This window comes from Mycobacterium sp. NGS22 (assembly GCF_059813095.1).
In genome coordinates, this window is record NZ_JCALDY010000003.1 from 70,575 (window position 1) to 89,899 (window position 19,325).

Annotated in this window: 16 protein-coding genes, 2 tRNA genes and 1 pseudogene; 11 read left to right on the forward strand and 8 right to left on the reverse strand. The window is 66.8% G+C overall.

Annotated elements, in window-relative coordinates; translation table 11 throughout:
- The first annotated feature begins 188 nt into the window (after positions 1–188).
- Together serA and AC5Y47_RS03550 are read left to right on the forward strand one after the other, a co-directional pair.
- Positions 189–1,775, forward strand: coding sequence for a phosphoglycerate dehydrogenase (gene serA / locus AC5Y47_RS03545; RefSeq protein ID WP_499942020.1), 1,587 nt, complete (start codon positions 189–191; stop codon positions 1,773–1,775).
- A gap of 49 nt (positions 1,776–1,824) precedes the next feature.
- Positions 1,825–2,835, forward strand: a complete 1,011-nt coding sequence (locus AC5Y47_RS03550) for a 3-isopropylmalate dehydrogenase (protein WP_499942022.1) — start codon at positions 1,825–1,827, stop codon at positions 2,833–2,835.
- A gap of 133 nt (positions 2,836–2,968) precedes the next feature.
- Here AC5Y47_RS03550 and AC5Y47_RS03555 read toward each other — a convergent pair.
- A pseudogene (locus tag AC5Y47_RS03555) lies at positions 2,969–4,024 on the reverse strand (MFS transporter); the annotation flags it as partial.
- Between the two features lie 35 nt (positions 4,025–4,059).
- Positions 4,060–5,301 (reverse strand): MFS transporter, encoded by a 1,242-nt coding sequence (locus AC5Y47_RS03560; RefSeq protein ID WP_499942024.1) that lies wholly within the window; start codon positions 5,299–5,301, stop codon positions 4,060–4,062.
- 199 nt (positions 5,302–5,500) lie between these two features.
- Between AC5Y47_RS03560 and AC5Y47_RS03565 the strand changes: the two genes are divergently transcribed.
- The 4 genes from AC5Y47_RS03565 to AC5Y47_RS03580 all read left to right on the forward strand — a co-directional run bounded on the left by AC5Y47_RS03565 (position 5,501) and on the right by AC5Y47_RS03580 (position 8,096).
- Complete coding sequence (locus AC5Y47_RS03565; protein WP_499942026.1) at positions 5,501–6,310, forward strand: fumarylacetoacetate hydrolase family protein; 810 nt, start codon at positions 5,501–5,503, stop codon at positions 6,308–6,310.
- Positions 6,307–7,764: a glutamate--tRNA ligase gene (gltX, locus tag AC5Y47_RS03570; protein WP_499942028.1), complete on the forward strand. Its 1,458-nt coding sequence runs from the start codon at positions 6,307–6,309 to the stop codon at positions 7,762–7,764. Before AC5Y47_RS03565 ends, gltX begins: the two co-directional genes overlap by 4 nt.
- 115 nt (positions 7,765–7,879) lie before the next feature.
- Positions 7,880–7,951: transfer RNA gene (locus AC5Y47_RS03575), tRNA-Gln, on the forward strand.
- 72 nt (positions 7,952–8,023) lie between these two features.
- A tRNA-Glu gene (locus AC5Y47_RS03580) sits at positions 8,024–8,096 on the forward strand.
- Positions 8,097–8,161: 65 nt separating this feature from the next.
- Here AC5Y47_RS03580 and AC5Y47_RS03585 read toward each other — a convergent pair.
- Positions 8,162–8,662, reverse strand: a complete 501-nt coding sequence (locus AC5Y47_RS03585) for a PPOX class F420-dependent oxidoreductase (RefSeq protein ID WP_499942030.1) — start codon at positions 8,660–8,662, stop codon at positions 8,162–8,164.
- Positions 8,663–8,785: 123 nt separating this feature from the next.
- Entirely contained in the window at positions 8,786–9,487 is a 702-nt protein-coding gene (locus AC5Y47_RS03590; RefSeq protein ID WP_499942032.1) for an IclR family transcriptional regulator, read from the reverse strand.
- A 79-nt stretch (positions 9,488–9,566) separates the two neighbouring features.
- Between AC5Y47_RS03590 and leuC the strand changes: the two genes are divergently transcribed.
- The 3 genes from leuC (at position 9,567) to AC5Y47_RS03605 (ending at position 12,482) form a co-directional block, all read left to right on the forward strand.
- Positions 9,567–10,979, forward strand: a complete 1,413-nt coding sequence (gene leuC, locus AC5Y47_RS03595) for a 3-isopropylmalate dehydratase large subunit (RefSeq protein WP_499942034.1) — start codon at positions 9,567–9,569, stop codon at positions 10,977–10,979.
- 26 nt (positions 10,980–11,005) lie between these two features.
- Entirely contained in the window at positions 11,006–11,602 is a 597-nt protein-coding gene (leuD, locus tag AC5Y47_RS03600) for a 3-isopropylmalate dehydratase small subunit (RefSeq protein WP_499942035.1), read from the forward strand.
- Between the two features lie 223 nt (positions 11,603–11,825).
- The gene (locus tag AC5Y47_RS03605) at positions 11,826–12,482 is read left to right on the forward strand and encodes an HU family DNA-binding protein (protein WP_499942037.1); all 657 of its coding nucleotides are present in this window, start codon (positions 11,826–11,828) and stop codon (positions 12,480–12,482) included.
- Positions 12,483–12,539: 57 nt separating this feature from the next.
- On the opposite strand, the gene mutT1 is transcribed toward AC5Y47_RS03605, so the two are convergent.
- The 3 genes from mutT1 to cofC form a co-directional block, all read right to left on the reverse strand.
- Positions 12,540–13,472 (reverse strand): 8-oxo-(d)GTP phosphatase MutT1, encoded by a 933-nt coding sequence (mutT1, locus tag AC5Y47_RS03610; RefSeq protein ID WP_499942039.1) that lies wholly within the window; start codon positions 13,470–13,472, stop codon positions 12,540–12,542.
- A gap of 72 nt (positions 13,473–13,544) precedes the next feature.
- Positions 13,545–15,749, reverse strand: a complete 2,205-nt coding sequence (locus tag AC5Y47_RS03615; RefSeq protein ID WP_499942041.1) for an RNA degradosome polyphosphate kinase — start codon at positions 15,747–15,749, stop codon at positions 13,545–13,547.
- A gap of 75 nt (positions 15,750–15,824) precedes the next feature.
- Positions 15,825–16,469, reverse strand: coding sequence for a 2-phospho-L-lactate guanylyltransferase (gene cofC / locus AC5Y47_RS03620; RefSeq protein WP_499942042.1), 645 nt, complete (start codon positions 16,467–16,469; stop codon positions 15,825–15,827).
- Between the two features lie 118 nt (positions 16,470–16,587).
- Between cofC and AC5Y47_RS03625 the strand changes: the two genes are divergently transcribed.
- Complete coding sequence (locus AC5Y47_RS03625; protein ID WP_499942044.1) at positions 16,588–17,595, forward strand: NAD(P)H-dependent glycerol-3-phosphate dehydrogenase; 1,008 nt, start codon at positions 16,588–16,590, stop codon at positions 17,593–17,595.
- A 37-nt stretch (positions 17,596–17,632) separates the two neighbouring features.
- Entirely contained in the window at positions 17,633–18,757 is a 1,125-nt protein-coding gene (locus AC5Y47_RS03630; protein ID WP_499942045.1) for a D-alanine--D-alanine ligase family protein, read from the forward strand.
- Between the two features lie 7 nt (positions 18,758–18,764).
- Here AC5Y47_RS03630 and AC5Y47_RS03635 read toward each other — a convergent pair whose 3' ends face one another.
- Positions 18,765–19,313, reverse strand: coding sequence for a DUF3515 domain-containing protein (locus AC5Y47_RS03635; RefSeq protein WP_499942047.1), 549 nt, complete (start codon positions 19,311–19,313; stop codon positions 18,765–18,767).
- Positions 19,314–19,325: the final 12 nt, after the last annotated feature.

Sequence of the window (19,325 nt, forward strand, 5' to 3'; positions counted from 1 at the left end):
GTCGCCGCTGGGTTCGACGGCGGCGACCCGTTGCGCCCGACTCCGTCGCGCTGACGGTCGCCGCTGGGTTCGACGGCGGCGACCCGTTGCGCCCGACTCCGTCGCGCTGACGGTCGCCGCTGGCCGCGACGGCGGCGGCCCGTTGCGCCCGACTCCGTCGCGCTGACGGTCGCCGCTAGGCTGTCCGCGTGAACTTGCCTGTTGTACTGATCGCCGACAAACTGGCCGAATCGACCGTCGCTGCCCTGGGAGACCAGGTCGAGGTGCGCTGGGTCGACGGCCCGGACCGGGAGAAATTGCTGGCCGCGGTACCCGAGGCCGACGCGCTGCTGGTCCGGTCGGCCACCACCGTCGACGCCGAGGTACTCGCCGCGGCGCCCAAGCTGAAGATCGTCGCCCGTGCCGGCGTCGGCCTGGACAACGTCGACGTCGACGCCGCCACCGGGCGCGGCGTGCTGGTGGTCAACGCCCCCACGTCGAACATCCACAGCGCCGCCGAACACGCAATCGCATTGCTACTGGCCGCATCTCGCCAGATTCCGGCCGCCGACGCCACGCTGCGCGAGCACACCTGGAAGCGGTCGAAGTTCTCCGGCGTCGAGATCTTCGGCAAGACGGTAGGCGTCGTCGGGCTCGGCCGGATCGGGCAGTTGGTCGCGCAGCGGATCGCCGCGTTCGGCGCCCACATCGTCGCCTACGACCCCTACGTGTCGTCGGCCCGCGCCGCCCAGTTGGGCATCGAACTGCTCTCGCTGGACGACCTGCTGGCCCGCGCCGACTTCATCTCCGTGCACCTGCCCAAGACACCCGAGACCAAGGGCCTGATCGGCAAGGAAGCGCTGGCCAAGACCAAGCCGGGCGTCATTATCGTCAACGCCGCGCGCGGGGGATTGATCGACGAGGCCGCGCTGGCCGAGGCGATCACCAGCGGCCACGTGCGCGCCGCCGGCCTGGACGTGTTCTCCACCGAGCCGTGCACCGACAGCCCGCTGTTCGAGCTGCCGCAGGTGGTCGTCACCCCGCACCTGGGTGCTTCGACCGCCGAGGCCCAGGACCGCGCCGGCACCGACGTTGCCGAGAGTGTGCGGCTGGCGCTGGCCGGGGAGTTCGTTCCCGACGCGGTGAACGTCGGCGGCGGCGTGGTCAGCGAGGAGGTGGCTCCTTGGCTGGATCTGGCCCGCAAGCTCGGCGTGCTGGCAGCCGCGCTGTCCGACGAGTTGCCGGTAACCGTGCAGGTGCAGGTGCGCGGTGAGCTCGCCGCCGAAGAGGTCGAGGTGCTCAAGCTCTCCGCGCTGCGCGGGCTCTTCTCGGCTGTCATCGAAGAGACGGTGACGTTCGTCAATGCGCCGGCCCTGGCCGCGGACCGCGGTGTGACGGCCGAGATCAGCAAGGCCACCGAGAGCCCGAACCACCGCAGCATGGTGGACGTGCGAGCCGTCGCCGCCGACGGGTCGGTGGTCAATGTCGCCGGCACGCTGTCCGGACCGCAGTTGGTCGAGAAGGTCGTCCAGATCAACGGCCGCAACTACGACCTGCGCGCCCAGGGCATCAACCTGGTGATCAACTACGCCGACCAGCCGGGCGCGCTCGGCAAGATCGGCACGCTGCTCGGCGCGGCCGGGGTCAACATCCAGGCCGCGCAGCTGTCCGAGGACACCGAGGGCGACAGCGCGACCATCCTGTTGCGGCTGGACCAGGACGTCCCCGACGGCGTGCGCTCGGAGATCACCGAGGCGGTCGGCGCCAACAAGCTCGAAGTGGTCGACCTGTCGTGAAACGCGCCGGCGACGATGCAGAACGCAGTGATGAGGAGGAGCGGCGCAATTGAAGTTAGCGGTGATCGCCGGCGACGGGATCGGGCCTGAGGTCGTCGCCGAGGCGGTCAAGGTCCTCGACATCGTCCTGCCCGGCGTGGAGAAGACCGAGTACGACCTGGGCGCCCGCAGGTTTCACGCCACCGGGGAAGTGCTGCCGGAGTCGGTGGTGCCCGAGCTACGCGAGCACGACGCCATCCTGCTGGGAGCCATCGGCGACCCGTCGGTGCCCAGCGGCGTCCTGGAACGCGGCCTGCTGCTGCGGATGCGCTTCGAACTCGACCACCACGTGAACCTGCGCCCGGCCCGGCTGTATCCCGGCGTGCACAGTCCGCTGGCCGGGAATCCCGAGATCGACTTCGTCGTGGTTCGCGAGGGAACCGAAGGCCCCTACACCGGCAACGGCGGCGCGATCCGCGTCGGCACCCCCCACGAGGTGGCGACCGAAGTGAGCGTCAACACCGCCTTCGGGGTGCGACGGGTGGTGACCGACGCGTTCGAACGGGCCCGCAAGCGTCGCAAGCACCTGACCCTGGTGCACAAGACCAACGTGCTGACGTTCGCCGGCGGCCTGTGGTTGCGGACCGTGCAGGAGATCGGTGAGCAGTACCCCGACGTCGAGGTGGCCTACCAGCACGTCGACGCGGCCACCATCTTCCTGGCCACCGACCCGGGCCGGTTCGACGTGATCGTCACCGACAACCTGTTCGGCGACATCATCACCGACCTGGCCGCCGCGGTCTGCGGTGGTATCGGTCTGGCGGCCAGCGGCAACATCGACGCGACGCGGACCAATCCGTCCATGTTCGAACCGGTGCACGGCAGCGCGCCCGACATCGCCGGCAAGGGCATCGCCGATCCGACGGCGGCGATCATGTCGGTGGCGTTGCTGCTGGCCCATCTTGGCGAGGACGAGGCGGCGGCGCGAGTGGATCGGGCGGTCGCGACTTACCTGGCGACTCGCGGGGACGAACGGCCTGCCACCGGCGATGCCGGCGAACGGATTGCAGCCGCGCTCTAGATTCCAGACCGGGCGGCAGCACGCGGGTAGGCACCAACGGCGTCGCAACCAGCGGGAACAGCCCGCACAGCGCCCACGCCAGCGGATACGCGGCCGCGCTGATCAGCGCACCGAACATGGGCGGCCCGGCCGCGGCCATCAATCGCTGCGTGGTGTTCTGAATGCCCAGCGCACGCCCGCTCCAGTAGGGTCCGGCGAACTCGGTGATGGCGGTGGCCTCGAGTCCGTTGTCGAGCACCGCGATCACCGAGATGGCGATCATGAGCAGCACGTCGAGCCGGGAATCGAGGTGGTCGGCGAAGGCCAGCAGAAACATCGTCAAGGCGGCCGCCCCCGCGATGATCCGCACCGGTCGCATCCGGGATCCGATGCGATCCGACCAACGCCCGACCAGAATGCGGCCCGCGGCGCCGATCAGCTGGGAGATGGTGACCAGGCCACCGGCGGCGGCGATCGACCAGCCGTGGTGGTTGATCAGCCAGACCAGCATGAAGGTGACGGTGACCGTCTGCGGCATCATCAGCAATCCCGACACCGCATGTGTCCGCCATAGCATCGGCGAACCGCGATATGGGTTGGCCAATTCTTCGTCGGTGGCCGTCGCGCGGGGCTTGCGGGGCGGGTCCTTGACGCCCAGCAGGCTGGCGAGCGCGGAAACTGCACACGCGGCGGCCGGGAACATCAGCCCAACCTGGGCGCCGCGCTCGGCCAGCTCTGGAATGACCAACGCGCCCACGGCAATTCCCAGCGGTTGGGCGGTCTGGCGGATTCCCATCGCCAACCCGCGCTGCTCGGGCGGAAACCATCCGGACACCAACCGGCCGCCGGCGGTGTTGCAGCTGGCCGCCGCCATGCCGCCCAGAAAAAGGAAAACTCCCATCAGGAACAGCGAATCCGCCGAAGCAGCAGCGTAGGCCGCCACCGCGGTGAGGGCCGTGCCTGCGGTCAGCACGATGCGCTCGCCGACGCGGTCCAGCACGTATCCCCAGGCGATCAGTGTGAGCACCATGCCCCAACTCGGCATGGACGCCAGCAAACCCGCCTGGTTCAGCGGTATCGCGCGCGCGGTTTGCAACCTGGGTATCAGGAAGGCGACGCCATTGATGAACAGAAACGAGCTGGCAGTCACGAACAGTGAGACGACGACGATCGACCAACGCGCGATGGGGCCCGCCGGCTCTTCGGACATCCGCTAATGCTCGCACAGCGGCCGTCGGCGACCCGTTACTCGAGCAACCGGGCAACCTCGTCGCGAGGTCTTTGCGGTGGCCGCTCCTCCATTCCGGGCACCAGCAACCCCGTCGGGACGACCGGTACGGCCGCCAACGGGAAAAGTCCACACAACGCGAACGCCACCGGGTAGCCGAACGCGCCGATGACCGCACCGAACATCGGCGGGCCGGCCAGTGTCATCAGGCGCTGGGTGGTGTTCTGCACGCCCAGAGCGCGTCCGCTCCAGAACTGACCGGCGAATTCGGTGATGGCGGTGGCCTCCAGGCCGTTGTCCATCACCGTGACGACCGACACCGTCACCATCAGCGCTACCGCCAGCGCCGGGTAGAGGTCGTTGGTGAGCGCCAGCAGCAGCATGGTCGCGCTGGTGCACAGCGCGATCGCTCGGATCGGGCGCATCCGGGACCCGATGACGTCCGACCAACGGCCCGCCGCGATGCGGCTGATGGCGCCGAGCAGTGCGATGACGGTGACGAGCGTCCCGGCCGCTTCCACGGACCAGCCATGATCCTTGTGTAGCCAGACCAGCATGAAGGTCACGGTCATCGACTGCGGCATCACCATCAGTGCCGAGAGTGCATGGATCCGCCACAGAACGGTGGAATCGCGGTAGGGGCTGGTCAACTCTGCCGGGACGGCTTGCGGGCGCGGTTTGCGTGGCGGGTCGTGGGCGAAGACGGCGGCGACCACCGCCGAGACCGCGCACGCCAAAGCCGGAAACAGCAGTCCCGTTGCGGGCGGGCCATCTTGCGCGAGCCCCGGGATAACGAAGGCTCCCATCGCTATTCCGAGCGGTTGTGCGGTCTGGCGAACTCCCATCGCCAGACCGCGTTGCTGCGGGGGGAACCAACCGGCAACCAGCCGGCCGCAGGCGGGGTTGGCGCTGGCCGCGCCCATGCCACCGATGAACAGCAGGATTCCCATGGTTAGCAGGGAATCGACCGTCGACGCGGCGTAGGCCGCCGCCGCCGTCACCATCGCACCCAGGGTCAGCACGATGCGCTCGCCGATCAGGTCGGCCACGTAGCCCCAGGCGATCAACGTCACCACCATGCCCAGGCTCGGCATCACCGCTAACAAACCGGTTTCGGACAGCGGTGTCCCGCGCGCGGCTTCCAGCGCAGGGATCAGGAATGGGACGGCGTTGATGAAGCTGAACGCGCTGGCAGTCACCACCAGCGCGACGGCGACCATCGACCAGCGCGTGACGGCGCTGATCGCGTCCGAGGACATCAAGCCATGCTTGCACAGATGTCAGGTGGAAAGGAGGTGCTGAGCAAAGGAGTTATCGAGGTGGGCACCGGCCGTTTCCTCTTCGATGTCATCGAGGTGCGCCCGGCTACGCCGCGCTCGCGACCCTCGCGGGGCCTGATGGCGAGGGCCCGCAGCGCCCGGCTACGCCGCGCTCGCGACCCTCGCTAGGCTTTTCCGAATGCGCCTTGGTCGAATCGCCAGCCCCGACGGAGTGGCTTTCGTCAGCGTCGAAGGCCCATTGGACGATCCGGGCGGTATGACGGCCCGCGAGATCGCCGAACATCCATTCGGGACGCCGAGTTTCACCGGCCGCTCCTGGCCGCTCGCCGACGTCCGACTGTTGGCGCCGATACTGGCCAGCAAGGTCGTCTGCATCGGAAAGAATTACGCCGACCACATCGCCGAGATGGGCGGCCAGGCACCGGCGGATCCGGTGATCTTCATGAAACCCAACACCGCGATCGTCGGGCCGAACGTCCCGATCCGATTGCCCGCCAACGCATCACCCGTGCACTACGAAGGCGAGTTGGCCGTGGTGATCGGCCGGGCATGCAAGGACGTGTCGGCGGCGCAGGCCGCAGACAACATCCTCGGCTACACCATCGGTAATGATGTGTCGGCGCGCGATCAGCAGAAGTCCGACGGCCAGTGGACCCGGGCCAAGGGCCACGACACCTTCTGCCCGATCGGGCCGTGGATCGTCACCGACGTCGATCCGGCCGATCTGGAGCTGCGCACCGAGGTCAACGGCGAGGTCAAGCAGCACGCGCGTACCTCGTTGATGATCCACGACGTCGGCGCCGTCATCGAGTGGATCTCGGCGGTAATGACTTTGCTGCCAGGCGATCTCATTCTCACCGGCACACCCGCCGGGGTCGGCCCGATCGAGGACGGCGACACCGTCTCGATCACCGTCGAGGGGATCGGCACCCTCACGAATCCCGTTTTGCGAAAATCGAATCCGCTTGTGCATAAAGGAAAGTCGTGACAGTACGAGTTCGGTTCTGCCCGTCGCCCACCGGCACACCGCACGTCGGGATGGTGCGCACCGCGTTGTTCAACTGGGCCTACGCCAGGCACACCGGTGGCACCTTCGTGTTCCGCATCGAGGACACCGACGCCGAGCGGGACAGCGAGGAAAGCTATTCGGCGTTGCTCGACGCGTTGCGCTGGCTCGGACTGGACTGGGACGAAGGTCCCGAGGTCGGGGGGCCGCACGCACCGTATCGACAGTCCCAGCGCGGTGACCTCTACCGGGACGTGGTGGGCCGGCTGCTCGAAGCGGGCGAGGCCTACTACGCGTTCTCGACGCCCGACGAGGTCGAGGCACGCCACGTCGCTGCCGGCCGCAATCCGAAACTGGGATACGACAACTTCGACCGGCAACTGACCGATTCACAGCGTGGGGCGTACCTGGCCGAGGGCCGAAAGCCGGTGGTGCGGTTGCGGATGCCTGACGAGGATCTGAGTTGGGACGATCTGGTGCGTGGACCTACCACGTTCGCGGCGGGTTCGGTGCCGGACTTCGCGCTGACCCGAGCCAGCGGAGATCCGTTGTACACCTTGGTCAATCCTTGTGACGACGCGCTGATGGAGATCACCCACGTGCTGCGCGGCGAGGACCTGTTGCCGTCGACGCCGCGCCAGCTCGCCCTGTACCGAGCGCTGATCCGGATCGGGGTGGCCCAGCGTATTCCGGAATTCGCCCACTTGCCAACGGTATTGGGGGAGGGCACCAAGAAACTGTCCAAGCGCGATCCGCAGTCCAATCTCTTCGCCCACCGTGACCGGGGTTTCATCCCCGAAGGATTGCTGAATTATCTTGCGCTACTGGGTTGGTCGATCGCCGACGACCACGACCTGTTCAGTCTCGACGAGATGGTTGCGGCTTTCGACGTGGTGGACGTGAACTCCAATCCGGCCCGGTTCGATCAGAAGAAGGCCGACGCACTCAACGCCGAACACATCCGGAGGCTCACCCTCGAGGATTTCACCGGCCGGTTGCGCGATTATCTAACCACCCACGGTCAGCGGCTCGACCTGGACGAGGCTGACTTCATCACCGCGGCCGAGCTGATCCAGACTCGCATTGTGGTGCTCGGCGACGCGTGGGCCCTGCTGAGGTTCCTCAACGACGACGAGTACAGCCTGGACCCGAAGGCGGCCGCCAAGGAACTGGGCACGGACGCGGGTCCGGTACTCGATGCGGCGATCTCGGCGCTGGACACGGTGACCGAGTGGACCACTGAGCACATCGAGCAGGCGCTGAAGGGTGCGCTGATCGAAGCCCTGGCGCTCAAGCCACGCAAGGCGTTCGGTCCGATCCGGGTCGCCGCCACCGGCACCACCATCAGCCCGCCGTTGTTCGAGTCGCTGGAACTGCTGGGGCGGGACCGCAGCCTGAGCAGACTGCGTTCAGCCCGCGAGGGGATCGCGGTCTGAGTCTTTGGTAGTGTGCTCTTCGGCTTTCAAAAGGTCTTCAACGACTGATCTCAGCGGTTCCGCGACCGGGCACCAACCCGAAAACGGGCTCTGAGCAGCGGTTTTAGGCGGCCAATGGGGTATGGTGTAATTGGCAACACAGCTGATTCTGGTTCAGCCATTCTAGGTTCGAGTCCTGGTACCCCAGCAAAGCGTCACCCGATCGAATGATTAGGTAGGCTTTCCGGGTTCGGCTATGCTGACACTCCGGATCGTGTCTGGCCCCGTCGTCTAGCGGCCTAGGACGCCGCCCTCTCACGGCGGTAGCGTGGGTTCGAATCCCATCGGGGCTACAAATGCCGAGCAGACGCAAAATCCCCCTTTTCGGTGCGAAACAGGGGGATTTTGCGTCTGCTCGTCAGTCCGCGGCGGGCGCGGTCGAGCCGCCCAGCGGCATCGGGGCCATCCCCAGCTTGCGGTGGTCCCAGGATCGGGTGCGACGGCTGACGATGCGCACACAGACGCGCTTGTTCATCATCTGCTCGACGAACGGCTTCATCTCGTCGGTGTACGGGCCGGTGTAGCGCTCCCACACACTGACGCCGACCCGGTGCGAGGTCTCGGGATCGTCGACGATCTCGGCCACGCCCTCGAAGGAGACCCCGCGCAGCGTGTCGTAGGTGTCACCGTCTTCGATCAGGAAACTCACTCGCGGATCCCGCTTGAGGTTGACCGCCTTCTGCGATTTGGCTTTGGTCTCCAGCCAGATCTCACCGTCCACGACCCCGTACCACATCGCCGTCAGGTGCGGCTGGCCGTCGCGACCGATGGTGGCCAGCGTGCCGGTGCGGCTGTTGGTGACGAAGTCGGCGATTTCATCGGAGGACATGACGATGCTCGCGCGCTGATTGGTTCCCATGGGCGTCAGTGTGTCAGGTGGTCGCGGGGAGCCTGCGGCGAGCCTGCAATGAGGCCGCCGACACCGAACTGAGGGCGGATCTTTCGCGAATTACCCGCCCGGAATGCCGTTCGGCACCCACCCTCACACACGCCGCGCCAGCTCCTCGGCCGCGGCCAACAGGTCGGCCGCCCAACGCTCACCCGGTCGCCGGCCCATCCGGTCTATGGGGCCGGAGACCGAAATCGCTGCAACGACAACGCCTCGACCGTCGCGCACCGGTGCCGACACGCTGGCCACACCGGGCTCGCGTTCGGCCACGCTCTGCGCCCAGCCGCGTTTACGCACCTCGGCCAGCACCCGCTCGCTGAACTTCGCGTCCGGCAACACGGCTTTCTGGGTGGCCCCGTCGCTATGCGCCAGTAATACCTTGGCCCCCGACCCGGCCGTCATCGGTAGGCGCGCCCCGATCGGCACGGTATCGCGAAGGCCCGCAGGCGGTTCCAGCGCGGCGATACAGACCCGCGACGTACCTTCACGACGGTACAACTGCACGCTCTCACCGGTGGTTTCGCGCAACTGTGCCAGCACGACCGCGCTCGCGGCCAGCAGCGGGTCGTTGACGCGCGCAGCGAGTTCGGTCACCGCGGGTCCCAATCGCCAGCGACCTTCCTCGTCGCGTGCCAGCAACCGGTGCACCTCCAGGGCCGCCGCCAGTCGGTAGGTCGTCGCCCTGGGCAGACCCGTCCGGTCGCACAGTTCGGCCAGCCCACACGGGGATTCCGCGATCTGGTGCAGGATGCCGACGGCTTTGTCGAGGACGCCGATGCCGCTATGCTGTCTCACAGAGAGATACTAGCGTCTCGCATTGTGAGATCACCAGCCCAATGATCGGCGAGCCGCGGATGAGTGAATCGAGGTTGAGATGGCGGAGCGACCGCGCACGTTGGCGGAAAAGGTCTGGGACGACCATGTGGTCGTGTCCGGCGAAGGCACCGGGCCGGACCTGATCTACGTCGACCTGCATCTGGTGCACGAGGTCACCAGCCCACAGGCTTTCGACGGGCTGCGATTGGCCGGGCGTCCGGTACGGCGGACCGACCTGACGATCGCCACCGAGGATCACAACGTCCCGACCGTCGACATCGACAAGCCGATCGCGGATCTGGTGTCGCGGACCCAGGTGGAGACGTTGCGGCGCAACTGCGCCGAATTCGGTGTCCGCCTATACCCGATGGGCGATATCGAGCAGGGCATCGTGCACGTCGTCGGACCACAACTGGGCCTCACCCAGCCGGGCATGACGATCGTGTGTGGTGACAGTCACACGTCGACCCACGGCGCGTTCGGCTCAATTGCCATGGGCATCGGCACATCTGAGGTGGAGCACGTGCTCGCTACGCAGACGTTGCCGCTGCGGCCGTTCAAGACGATGGCGGTCAACGTCGACGGCCAGTTGCCCCCGGGGGTCAGCGCCAAGGACATCATTCTGGCGCTGATCGCCAAGATCGGAACCGGGGGCGGCCAGGGCTATGTCATCGAATACCGCGGCAGCGCCATCGAATCGCTGTCCATGGAAGGCCGGATGACGGTCTGCAACATGAGCATCGAAGCCGGTGCCCGGGCCGGCATGGTGGCTCCCGACGAGACGACCTACGAATTCCTGCGCGGCCGTCCGCACGCGCCGACGGGAGCCGACTGGGACGCCGCGCTGGCCTATTGGCAGCAGTTGCGCACCGACCCGGGTGCGGTCTTCGACACCGAGGTCTATCTCGACGCGACCTCGTTGAGCCCGTTCGTGACCTGGGGCACCAACCCGGGCCAAGGTGTGCCGCTGGCCGCGGCCGTGCCCGACCCGGAGTTGATGACCGACGACGCCGAGCGCCAGGCGGCGGAGAAAGCGTTGGCGTACATGGACCTTCGGCCCGGAACGGCCATGCGCGACATCGCGGTCGACGCGGTGTTCGTCGGGTCCTGCACCAACGGTCGCATCGAAGACCTGCGGGTCGTCGCCGAGGTGTTGCGGGAACGCAAGGTGGCGCCCGGGGTGCGCATGCTGGTGGTTCCCGGCTCGATGCGGGTACGGGCCCAAGCCGAAGCCGAAGGCCTGGGGGAGATCTTCACCGCCGCCGGTGCCGAATGGCGGCAGGCGGGCTGCTCGATGTGCTTGGGAATGAACCCCGATCAGCTTGCGCCGGGCGAACGTTGCGCCGCGACGTCCAATCGCAATTTCGAAGGGCGACAGGGCAAGGGCGGCCGCACGCACTTGGTATCTCCCGCGGTTGCCGCGGCCACCGCGGTCCGCGGCACGCTCGCCGCACCGGCCGACTTGAATTGATTTCACGCTGAGAATTAGGAAAAGACATGGAAGCCTTTCACACCCACACCGGTATCGGTGTTCCGCTGCGACGGTCGAATGTCGACACCGACCAGATCATCCCGGCGGTCTTTCTCAAACGCGTCACCCGAACTGGATTCGACGACGGTTTGTTCGCGAGTTGGCGCTCGGATCCGTCATTCGTGCTCAACCTCAGCCCCTTTGACCGCGGCTCAGTCTTGGTTGCTGGCCCCGATTTCGGCACCGGATCCTCTCGCGAACATGCGGTCTGGGCGCTCATGGACTACGGATTCCGAGTAGTTATCTCCTCCCGCTTCGGCGACATTTTTCGCGGCAACGCCGGCAAGGCGGGTCTACTGGCGGCCGAAGTCGACCAAGACGGAGTCGAACTGCTCTGGAAGCTGATCGAGCAGAGTCCGGGGCTGGAAGTCACTGTCAATCTTGAAGATCGAATTATCACCGCGGGAACGACGGTGTTGCCGTTCAGGATTGACGATTACACCGCGTGGCGACTGCTCGAAGGTCTTGACGATATAGCCCTTACGCTGCGAAAACTCGACGAAATCCAGAATTTCGAGGCGGCTCGTCCCTCCTGGAAACCAAGCACTTTGCCAGTCTCCTGACCCGGCCCCGCGACGCGGAATTGCCGCCGAGTCAGCCAGTAAGGCAAGGCAAATTCGCGCTCGCGCCACCGGTCAAGGGCGGCAATCGGATTCCGAAAATTCGGCCCCTTTGCGAAGATGCGCGACCTGAAATTGCGCGTGGCTCTTGGCAATTTGCCAGCTGAGGGTTTACCGTGTCCTCTAGTCGGTTCCTAATCGAGGACCACTGGCTTCGGAGGGTTGGATGAACAAAGCAGAGCTCATAGATGTGCTCACACAGAAATTGGGCTCAGACCGCCGGCAGGCGACCGCCGCCGTGGAGAATGTCGTCGACACGATTGTGCGTGCGGTTCACAAGGGCGAGAGCGTGACCATCACCGGCTTCGGTGTCTTCGAGCAGCGTCGCCGCGCGGCTCGCGTGGCCCGCAATCCACGCACCGGCGAGACTGTGAAGGTGAAGCCCACCTCGGTACCGGCGTTCCGTCCGGGCGCCCAATTCAAAGCGGTTGTGTCTGGCGCACAAAAGCTCCCGTCTGACGGCCCCGCGGTGAAGCGCGGCGTGGTCGGTGGCGCGGCGAAGAAGACCGCGGCCAAGAGAGCTCCGGCCAAGAAGTCGGCGTCGAAGGCTCCGGCCAAGAAGGCGGCAAGCAAGGCTCCGGCCAAGAAGGCGGCCACGAAGGCTCCGGCCAAGAAGGCGGCAAGCAAGGCTCCGGCCAAGAAGGCGGCCACGAAGGCTCCGGCCAAGAAGGCCGCAAGCAAGGCTCCGGCCAAGAAGGCCGCCACCAAGACGCCGGCTCGCAAGGCTGCGACCAAGGCTCCGGCCAAGAAGGCCGCAAGCAAGGCTCCGGCCAAGAAGGCTCCGGCCAAGAAGGCTACGTCGACGCGGCGCGGCCGCAAGTAGTTCCTAACGCGAATTCCCTTCGGGCGGCAGCGATGCCCCCCGGAGGGAATTTGTGCGTCAGGCCCGCATGTTAGGGGGCAGCGCGCCTTCGATGTGGTCGGCTGCGATGAGCCGGCCGCCTGACAGCGACAGCACCCAGGTACTGCCCTTGTGGTTGCGTGACTTGTCCGGACGGACCCCGTCGCGTTCGCACCACCAACTGATCAGATCCGGAATCACCTTGCCCTGCGTGCAAATCACCGGTGTGCCGGACCGCTTGGCAATCTGCAACACCCGCTGCCGGCCGCGTTTGGCGTTCTTGGCGTAGGCCTCTTCGCTGAGGTGCGGCTCGTTGTGGATGGTGACCCCGAGTTCCTCGGCGAGGGGTTCCACCGTCTGGTGACAGCGCACCCGGTCGGCCGCGTAGACGTGCGTAGCGCCGAACGCCGACAGTTGAGCCACCAGCGCCTCGGCTTGGGCGCGTCCCTTCTTGTCCAGCGGCCGTTTGGTGTCGTCGCCACGGAAGCGCGCCTTGCTTCCCGCGGTGGCGTGCCGCACCACCAACACCGTCTTGGTGTCCGCCGGTTGTTTGGCGAACCGCCGCAAGACCTTTCGATCCGGCGGGTAGTCGAGCTTCTTCATGGCCGCCGACAACGGCAGCCAGAGCAGTTCGTCGACCTCGTCGCCGGGTGTGAAAGTCCCGCCCAAGCTGCGTGCGGCCCAGTAGTGCACCTTTTTGACACGTTGGTCGACGGGGTAGGTGACGGTGGTGAGGCACCTGCCCAGATGACTGCGGTGCCCGGTTTCTTCCAGGATTTCGCGCACCGCGGCGACGGGGGCGGTCTCACCCGGGTCCAGCTTGCCTTTGGGCAGCGACCAATCGTCATAGCGGGGCCGGTGGATCACTGCGATCTCGACCGACTTGCCCGAGCCGTGGGCAGGCCGCCATAACACCGCGCCCGCGGCGTACACGATCCGGTCCCGGCGGGCAGACGAGTTCTGGGACGACACTCCAACTCCTGCAGGTCAATTCGAACAGGTGGCGCGGCAGTGGACTGGCTCCGTAGCAGACCGTCCGCGGGATCAGGGGCTGCGGTGTCGTTCCATCAGTGAGACCTGGTGATCGCGAACGCTGCGACCTTCCTGGGGCGAGGCCGTCCACTGACCGTCGGAGTTGAGTTCCCAACAGCGGGTGGACGGATCCAATGCGGACTCGAACAATTCGTCGAGTTGCGCGGTGAGCCTGGGATCCTTGACCTGCGCCATGACCTCGACCCGACGGTCGAGATTGCGGTGCATCATGTCGGCGCTGCCGATCCAGAATTCGTTGATCGCATTGAAGTGCAGGATTCGCGAATGTTCCAGGAAGCGGCCGAGAATCGAGCGCACGACGATGTTCTCGGAGAAGCCTTCGGTGCCGGGGCGCAGCGCGCAGATGCCGCGCACCACCACTTCCACCCGTACCCCTGCCTGTGATGCGCGGTACAGCGCGTCGATGACCTGTTCGTCGACAAGGGCGTTCATCTTCAGCCGGATCCGGGCGTCACGACCTTCGCGGTGCGCGGCCACCTCGCGCTCGACGCGCTCGATGATGCCGGTGCGAATCCCCTGCGGGGCCACCAACAAATTGCGATAGGCCAGCTTGCGCGAGTAGCCCGTCAGGGTGTTGAACAGGTCGGTCAGGTCGGCGCCGATGTCGGGATCCGCGGTGAGCAGACCGACGTCTTCGTACAACCGTGCCGTCTTGCCGTTGTAGTTGCCCGTGCCGACATGGCAGTAGCGCCGGATGATCGGACCCTCGCGGCGCACCACCAGGCAGGTCTTGCAGTGCGTCTTGAGCCCGACGAACCCGTAGACCACGTGCACGCCCGCCTGCTCAAGCGTTCGCGCCCAACGGATGTTGGCTTGTTCGTCGAAGCGGGCTTTGATCTCCACCATTGCCACGACTTGCTTTCCGGCCTCGGCGGCGTCGATCAGCGCACGCACGATCGGCGAATCACCGGAGGTGCGGTACAGCGTCTGCTTGATCGCGAGCACGTGCGGGTCGGCCGCGGCCGATTCGATGAATCGCTGCACGCTGGTGGAGAACGAGTCGTACGGATGATGCACCAGCACATCGCCTTCGCGCAGGGTGGCGAAGATGCCCCTGGTCGTCTCCAGGTCGGCGAACGCCGGGTGGGTGGCGGGGACGAAGGCGCGGTCCTTGAGGTCGGGCCGATCCACGCCGTAGACCTGCCACAGCGACGACAAATCCAGCAGTCCAGGCACTTCGATGACGTCGCCGGGATGCACGTCGAGTTCGCGGTGCAACAGTTCGAGCATGCTTTCGGTCATGTCGTCGGCGACTTCGAGCCGGACCGGGGAACCGAACCGGCGGCGCGCCAACTCCCGCTCGAGGGCCTGGAGGAGATCCTCGTCGCGGTCCTCTTCCACCTCGAAGTCGGCATTGCGGGTGATCCGGAACGCGTGGTGTTCCACGATTTCCATGCCCGGGAAGAGCACCGGAAGGAACGCCGCGATCAATTCCTCCATCGGCAAGAACCGCACGGCCACCCGGTCGTCTCCGTCGCCGCCCGGCTTGGGCTCGAGTTCGACGAAGCGATCGACGTTGTCGGGCACCTTGACTCGGGCGAAATGCCGGGTGCCGTCTTCGGGTTGCTTGACGGTGACGGCCAGGTTCAAGCTCAGTCCACTGACGAATGGGAACGGGTGGGCGGGGTCGACGGCCAACGGGGTGAGGACGGGGAAGACCTGCTCGTTGAAATAGGTCGACAACTGGTCGCATTCCGCCTCGTCCAGGTCGGCCCACGTGACGATGTAGATGCCTTCTTCTTCCAGCGCGGGCAGCACCACATCCAGGAACACCCGGGCATGTCGGCTGGCGATGTGCTGGGTCTGCTCACCGATGCGGCGCAGTTGCTCGCGCGGCGTCAAACCGTCGGCCGAGCGCACCGACAGGCCCATCTCGTCGCGCCGTTTCAGACCGGCGACCCGAACCATGTAGAACTCGTCGAGATTCGACGCGAAGATCGCCAGGAATTTGGCTCGCTCCAGCAGCGGCATCGAGTTGTCGGCGGCCAGCGCGAGCACGCGAGCATTGAAGTCCAGCCAGCTCAATTCGCGATTGAGATAGCGCTCCTCGGGCAGCGAATCGCTGATCGCCGCGGTTGTCGCGGCCGGCAGCGCACCGGGAGCGGTGTCGCCTGGCTGCCATACGTTCTCGTCGGGGCGTGCCGCTGTCTCTGGGCTGGCGTCGATGTCGGTCACCCTGCGATCATCGCCTATCACCCGGCGATGCTGCCAGCAGTCCGGCTATATCCACATGGCGTTCACCGTCCCGCCATATGCGGGGAGCCGACGGAATCAACGATGCGCGATGGCACGCGCGGTCGCCGGCCCCACGCCCAGTTGCCGCGCGGCGGCCAGGTCGGCGGGTGTGTCGACATCACAGCGCAGACCCGGCCATGCTCCGGTCAGCTCGACGGCGCCCGAATCACGGTGGCGCGCCGCGGAATCCGGTCCGAACCGGGGATCGAGCGGTGTCCCGAACGCGCAGAGTGCGGCGGTCCCCGTCCCGACCCGGTCGGCGACGAAGCTACGCCGATGGGCGCGGGCGGCCGAGATCGCCGCAGCGAGTTCCGGTGTCTGCAGGGCAGGTAAATCACCCTGCAACACAACAAGATTGGGTATGTCGATGGTCATCGAACGTTCGGCGGCGCCGATGGCGCTGTTCAGCGGGTCAGGATCATCGGAGGGCGTCGGGTCGGTCAGCACCTCGGCCCCGAGGGCGCTCGCCGCGGCCGCGGCTTCCTCGTCGGGGGTGATCACGGTGATCGAGTGCAACGCACTCACCCGCGCCGCGGCGGTCAGGGTGTCCACCAGCATGGCGAGCACCACCGCTTCGCGGGTCGGCGCCGAGAACACCGGAGCCAGCCTGGTCTTGGCGGCGGCCAACCGTTTGACGGCGATGATCAAACCGACTTCACCGTCAGTCCCAGTGCCGCCCATACGGTCATCCTGCCAGCGTCAGTCCTGTCGGTTTCGGTGAGTCGGGCCCGAGCGTCGCGTGACGCCCGCCCGGTCGTTTAGGGTGTCGCCTGCGTAGGCAACACACGAGGGGTAGCGGATGGCGGGCACTGGAACTGTCGCGGTGATGGGCGCCGGTGCCTGGGGCACCGTATTGGCCAAGGTGCTCGCCGACGCCGGGGGAGAGGTGACGTTGTGGGCGCGGCGCGCCGAGGTCGCCGACCGGATCAACACCACCCGGTCCAATCCCGACTATCTTCCGGATACGCAGTTGCCGTCGGGAATTCGCGCCACGTCCGACGCCGAAGAGGCCCTCTCCGGTGCCACGACGGTGCTGCTGGGTGTGCCGGCCCAGACGATGCGGGCCAACCTCGAAAACTGGAACGGACTGTGGCGCGACGGCGCGACGCTGGTCAGCCTGGCCAAGGGCATCGAACTGGACACGTTGATGCGGATGAGCCAGGTGATCGTCTCGGTCACCGGAGTGGACGCCTCGCAAGTGGCGGTGATCTCGGGGCCCAACCTGGCCAGCGAGATCGCCCAGGGCCAGCCGGCGGCGACCGTGGTGGCGTGCAGCGACTCCGGGCGTGCGGTGGCGCTGCAACGCTTCTTGAACAGCGGCTATTTCCGTCCCTACACCAACTCCGACGTGGTGGGGACCGAGATAGGTGGGGCGTGCAAGAACGTCATCGCGCTGGCTTGCGGGATGGCGGTCGGCGTCGGGCTGGGCGAGAACACCACCGCGGCGATCATCACCCGGGGCCTGGCCGAGATCATGCGGCTGGGACTGGCCTTGGGCGCCAAGGGCGCGACCCTGGCGGGTCTGGCCGGGGTGGGTGATCTGGTGGCCACCTGTACCTCGCCCTACTCGCGAAACCGTTCGCTGGGTGAGCGCCTGGGCCGCGGCGACACGATCTACTCCGCGCTGCACAGCAAGGAGGGGCACGTGGTGGAAGGCGTGACGTCGTGCCAGTCGGTGCTGGCGCTGGCGTCCAGCTACGACGTGGAGATGCCGCTCACCGACGCCGTGCACCGGGTCTGTCACAAGGGTCTGTCGGTCAACGAGGCGATCGCGCTGCTGCTGGGCCGCAGCACAAAGCCCGAATAGGGCCCGCACGCGTCCCGACCGGTAGCCTCTCTAGGTTGTGACTGCCAGCCGAGTGCGCGTTGCCGTCGTCTTCGGCGGGCGCAGCAACGAGCACGCCATCTCCTGCGTGTCTGCGGGCAGCATTCTGCGCAACCTCGACCCGCAGCGGTTCGAGGTCGTCGCGATCGGCATCACGCCGCAAGGCTCGTGGGTGCTCACCGACGGCGACCCCGACGCGCTGGCCATCACCGACCGTCAACTTCCGCAGGTGAGCGCCGACTCGGGCGCCGAGCTGGCGTTGTCGACCAATCCGCAGCGCGGCGGGCAACTGGTGGCCCTGCCCGGCACCACTCGCGACGCGGGAGATCCGGTGAAAGTGCTGACGCAGGTCGACGTGGTGTTCCCGGTCCTGCACGGTCCCTACGGCGAGGACGGCACCATCCAGGGGTTGCTCGAACTCGCCGGTGTGCCTTACGTCGGGGCGGGCGTGTTGGCCAGTGCGGCCGGAATGGACAAGGAGTTCACCAAGAAGCTGCTGGCCGCCGAAGGACTTCCAGTGGGTGCCTACGCCGTGCTGCGCCCGTCCCAGGACACCCTGGAGCCCGAGGAACGTGAACGGTTGGGCCTGCCCGCGTTCGTCAAACCCGCACGAGGCGGGTCGTCCATCGGCGTCAGCCGGGTGTCGAGCTGGGAGCAGCTGCCCGACGCCATCGCCCAGGCCCGTCGCCACGACCCGAAGGTCATCGTGGAAGCCGCGATCAGCGGGCGCGAGCTGGAATGCGGCGTGCTTGAAAAGCCGGACGGCGCAATCGAAGCCAGCACGCTGGGCGAGATCCGGGTGGCTGGGGTGCGCGGACGCGAGGATTCCTTCTACGACTTCGCCACCAAGTACCTCGACGACGCAGCCGAATTGGACGTGCCGGCCAAGGTCGACGACGACATCGCAGATGCGGTGCGGCAGTTGGCCGTTCGAGCTTTCACAGCCATCGATTGTCAGGGTCTGGCTCGGGTGGACTTTTTCCTGACCGACGAGGGCCCGGTGATCAACGAGATCAACACGATGCCAGGGTTCACCAAGATCTCGATGTATCCGCGGATGTGGGCGGCCAGCGGCGTCGACTACCCGACCTTGTTGGCCACCATGGTGGACACCGCCTTGGCGCGAGGTGTGGGCCTGCGGTAGCCGCCCGCTACCGGGCCTCGCCCGGCTGGATCGGCTGTGCGGCGATGGTGCGGTCGATGACGCTGGACAGGTCTTGAATGGGGGTCGGCCCGGATCCCGCGGGCAGCGTCATCGCTACATACACCGCACGATCCACCGTGTACCAGGTGGATTGGCCCGGCCCGGCCACGTCGGTCTGGACCTGGAACCACTGCACGCGGTCGACGACCTGGATCGGCGCGCCCACCACGAAGTCGTCCGGACGCTCGAGTCCACAACGCACGATGACCGGGTCGGTGTCGGGTGCGGATCGCCAGGCGCTGGCCCCCTCGGGCACCGGCTCGGCGACCGCGGTGCGCTGATAATCCCCGAGTCGGGGCGGCAGGGCCGTCTTCAGGGACTGGCAGGCGGAACTGGAGGCCTGCGGCGCGGGCACGGACGGAATGCTGACCGGTTGCTGCGCGGTGCGGCGGGTGGCCGCGAAGATCAGGATGCCCGCGATTGTGGCGACGGCCAGCAGCAGTGCGCCGATCAGCACGCCACGGGGCGGCCCGCCCGGATCGGGCCCGGTTGTCATATGACCTCCGAA

Bases quoted from the DNA above. Each gene is read 5' to 3' on its own strand.
- AC5Y47_RS03565 (WP_499942026.1), top strand. From the start codon at position 5,501: ATGCGCCTTGGTCGAATCGCCAGCCCCGACGGAGTGGCTTTCGTCAGC.
- leuC (WP_499942034.1), top strand. From the start codon at position 9,567: ATGGCGGAGCGACCGCGCACGTTGGCGGAAAAGGTCTGGGACGACCAT.
- AC5Y47_RS03635 (WP_499942047.1), bottom strand. From the start codon at position 19,313: ATGACAACCGGGCCCGATCCGGGCGGGCCGCCCCGTGGCGTGCTGATC.
- AC5Y47_RS03585 (WP_499942030.1), bottom strand. From the start codon at position 8,662: ATGGGAACCAATCAGCGCGCGAGCATCGTCATGTCCTCCGATGAAATC.
- AC5Y47_RS03605 (WP_499942037.1), top strand. From the start codon at position 11,826: ATGAACAAAGCAGAGCTCATAGATGTGCTCACACAGAAATTGGGCTCA.
- leuD (WP_499942035.1), top strand. From the start codon at position 11,006: ATGGAAGCCTTTCACACCCACACCGGTATCGGTGTTCCGCTGCGACGG.
- AC5Y47_RS03560 (WP_499942024.1), bottom strand. From the start codon at position 5,301: ATGTCCTCGGACGCGATCAGCGCCGTCACGCGCTGGTCGATGGTCGCC.
- cofC (WP_499942042.1), bottom strand. From the start codon at position 16,469: ATGGGCGGCACTGGGACTGACGGTGAAGTCGGTTTGATCATCGCCGTC.
- AC5Y47_RS03625 (WP_499942044.1), top strand. From the start codon at position 16,588: ATGGCGGGCACTGGAACTGTCGCGGTGATGGGCGCCGGTGCCTGGGGC.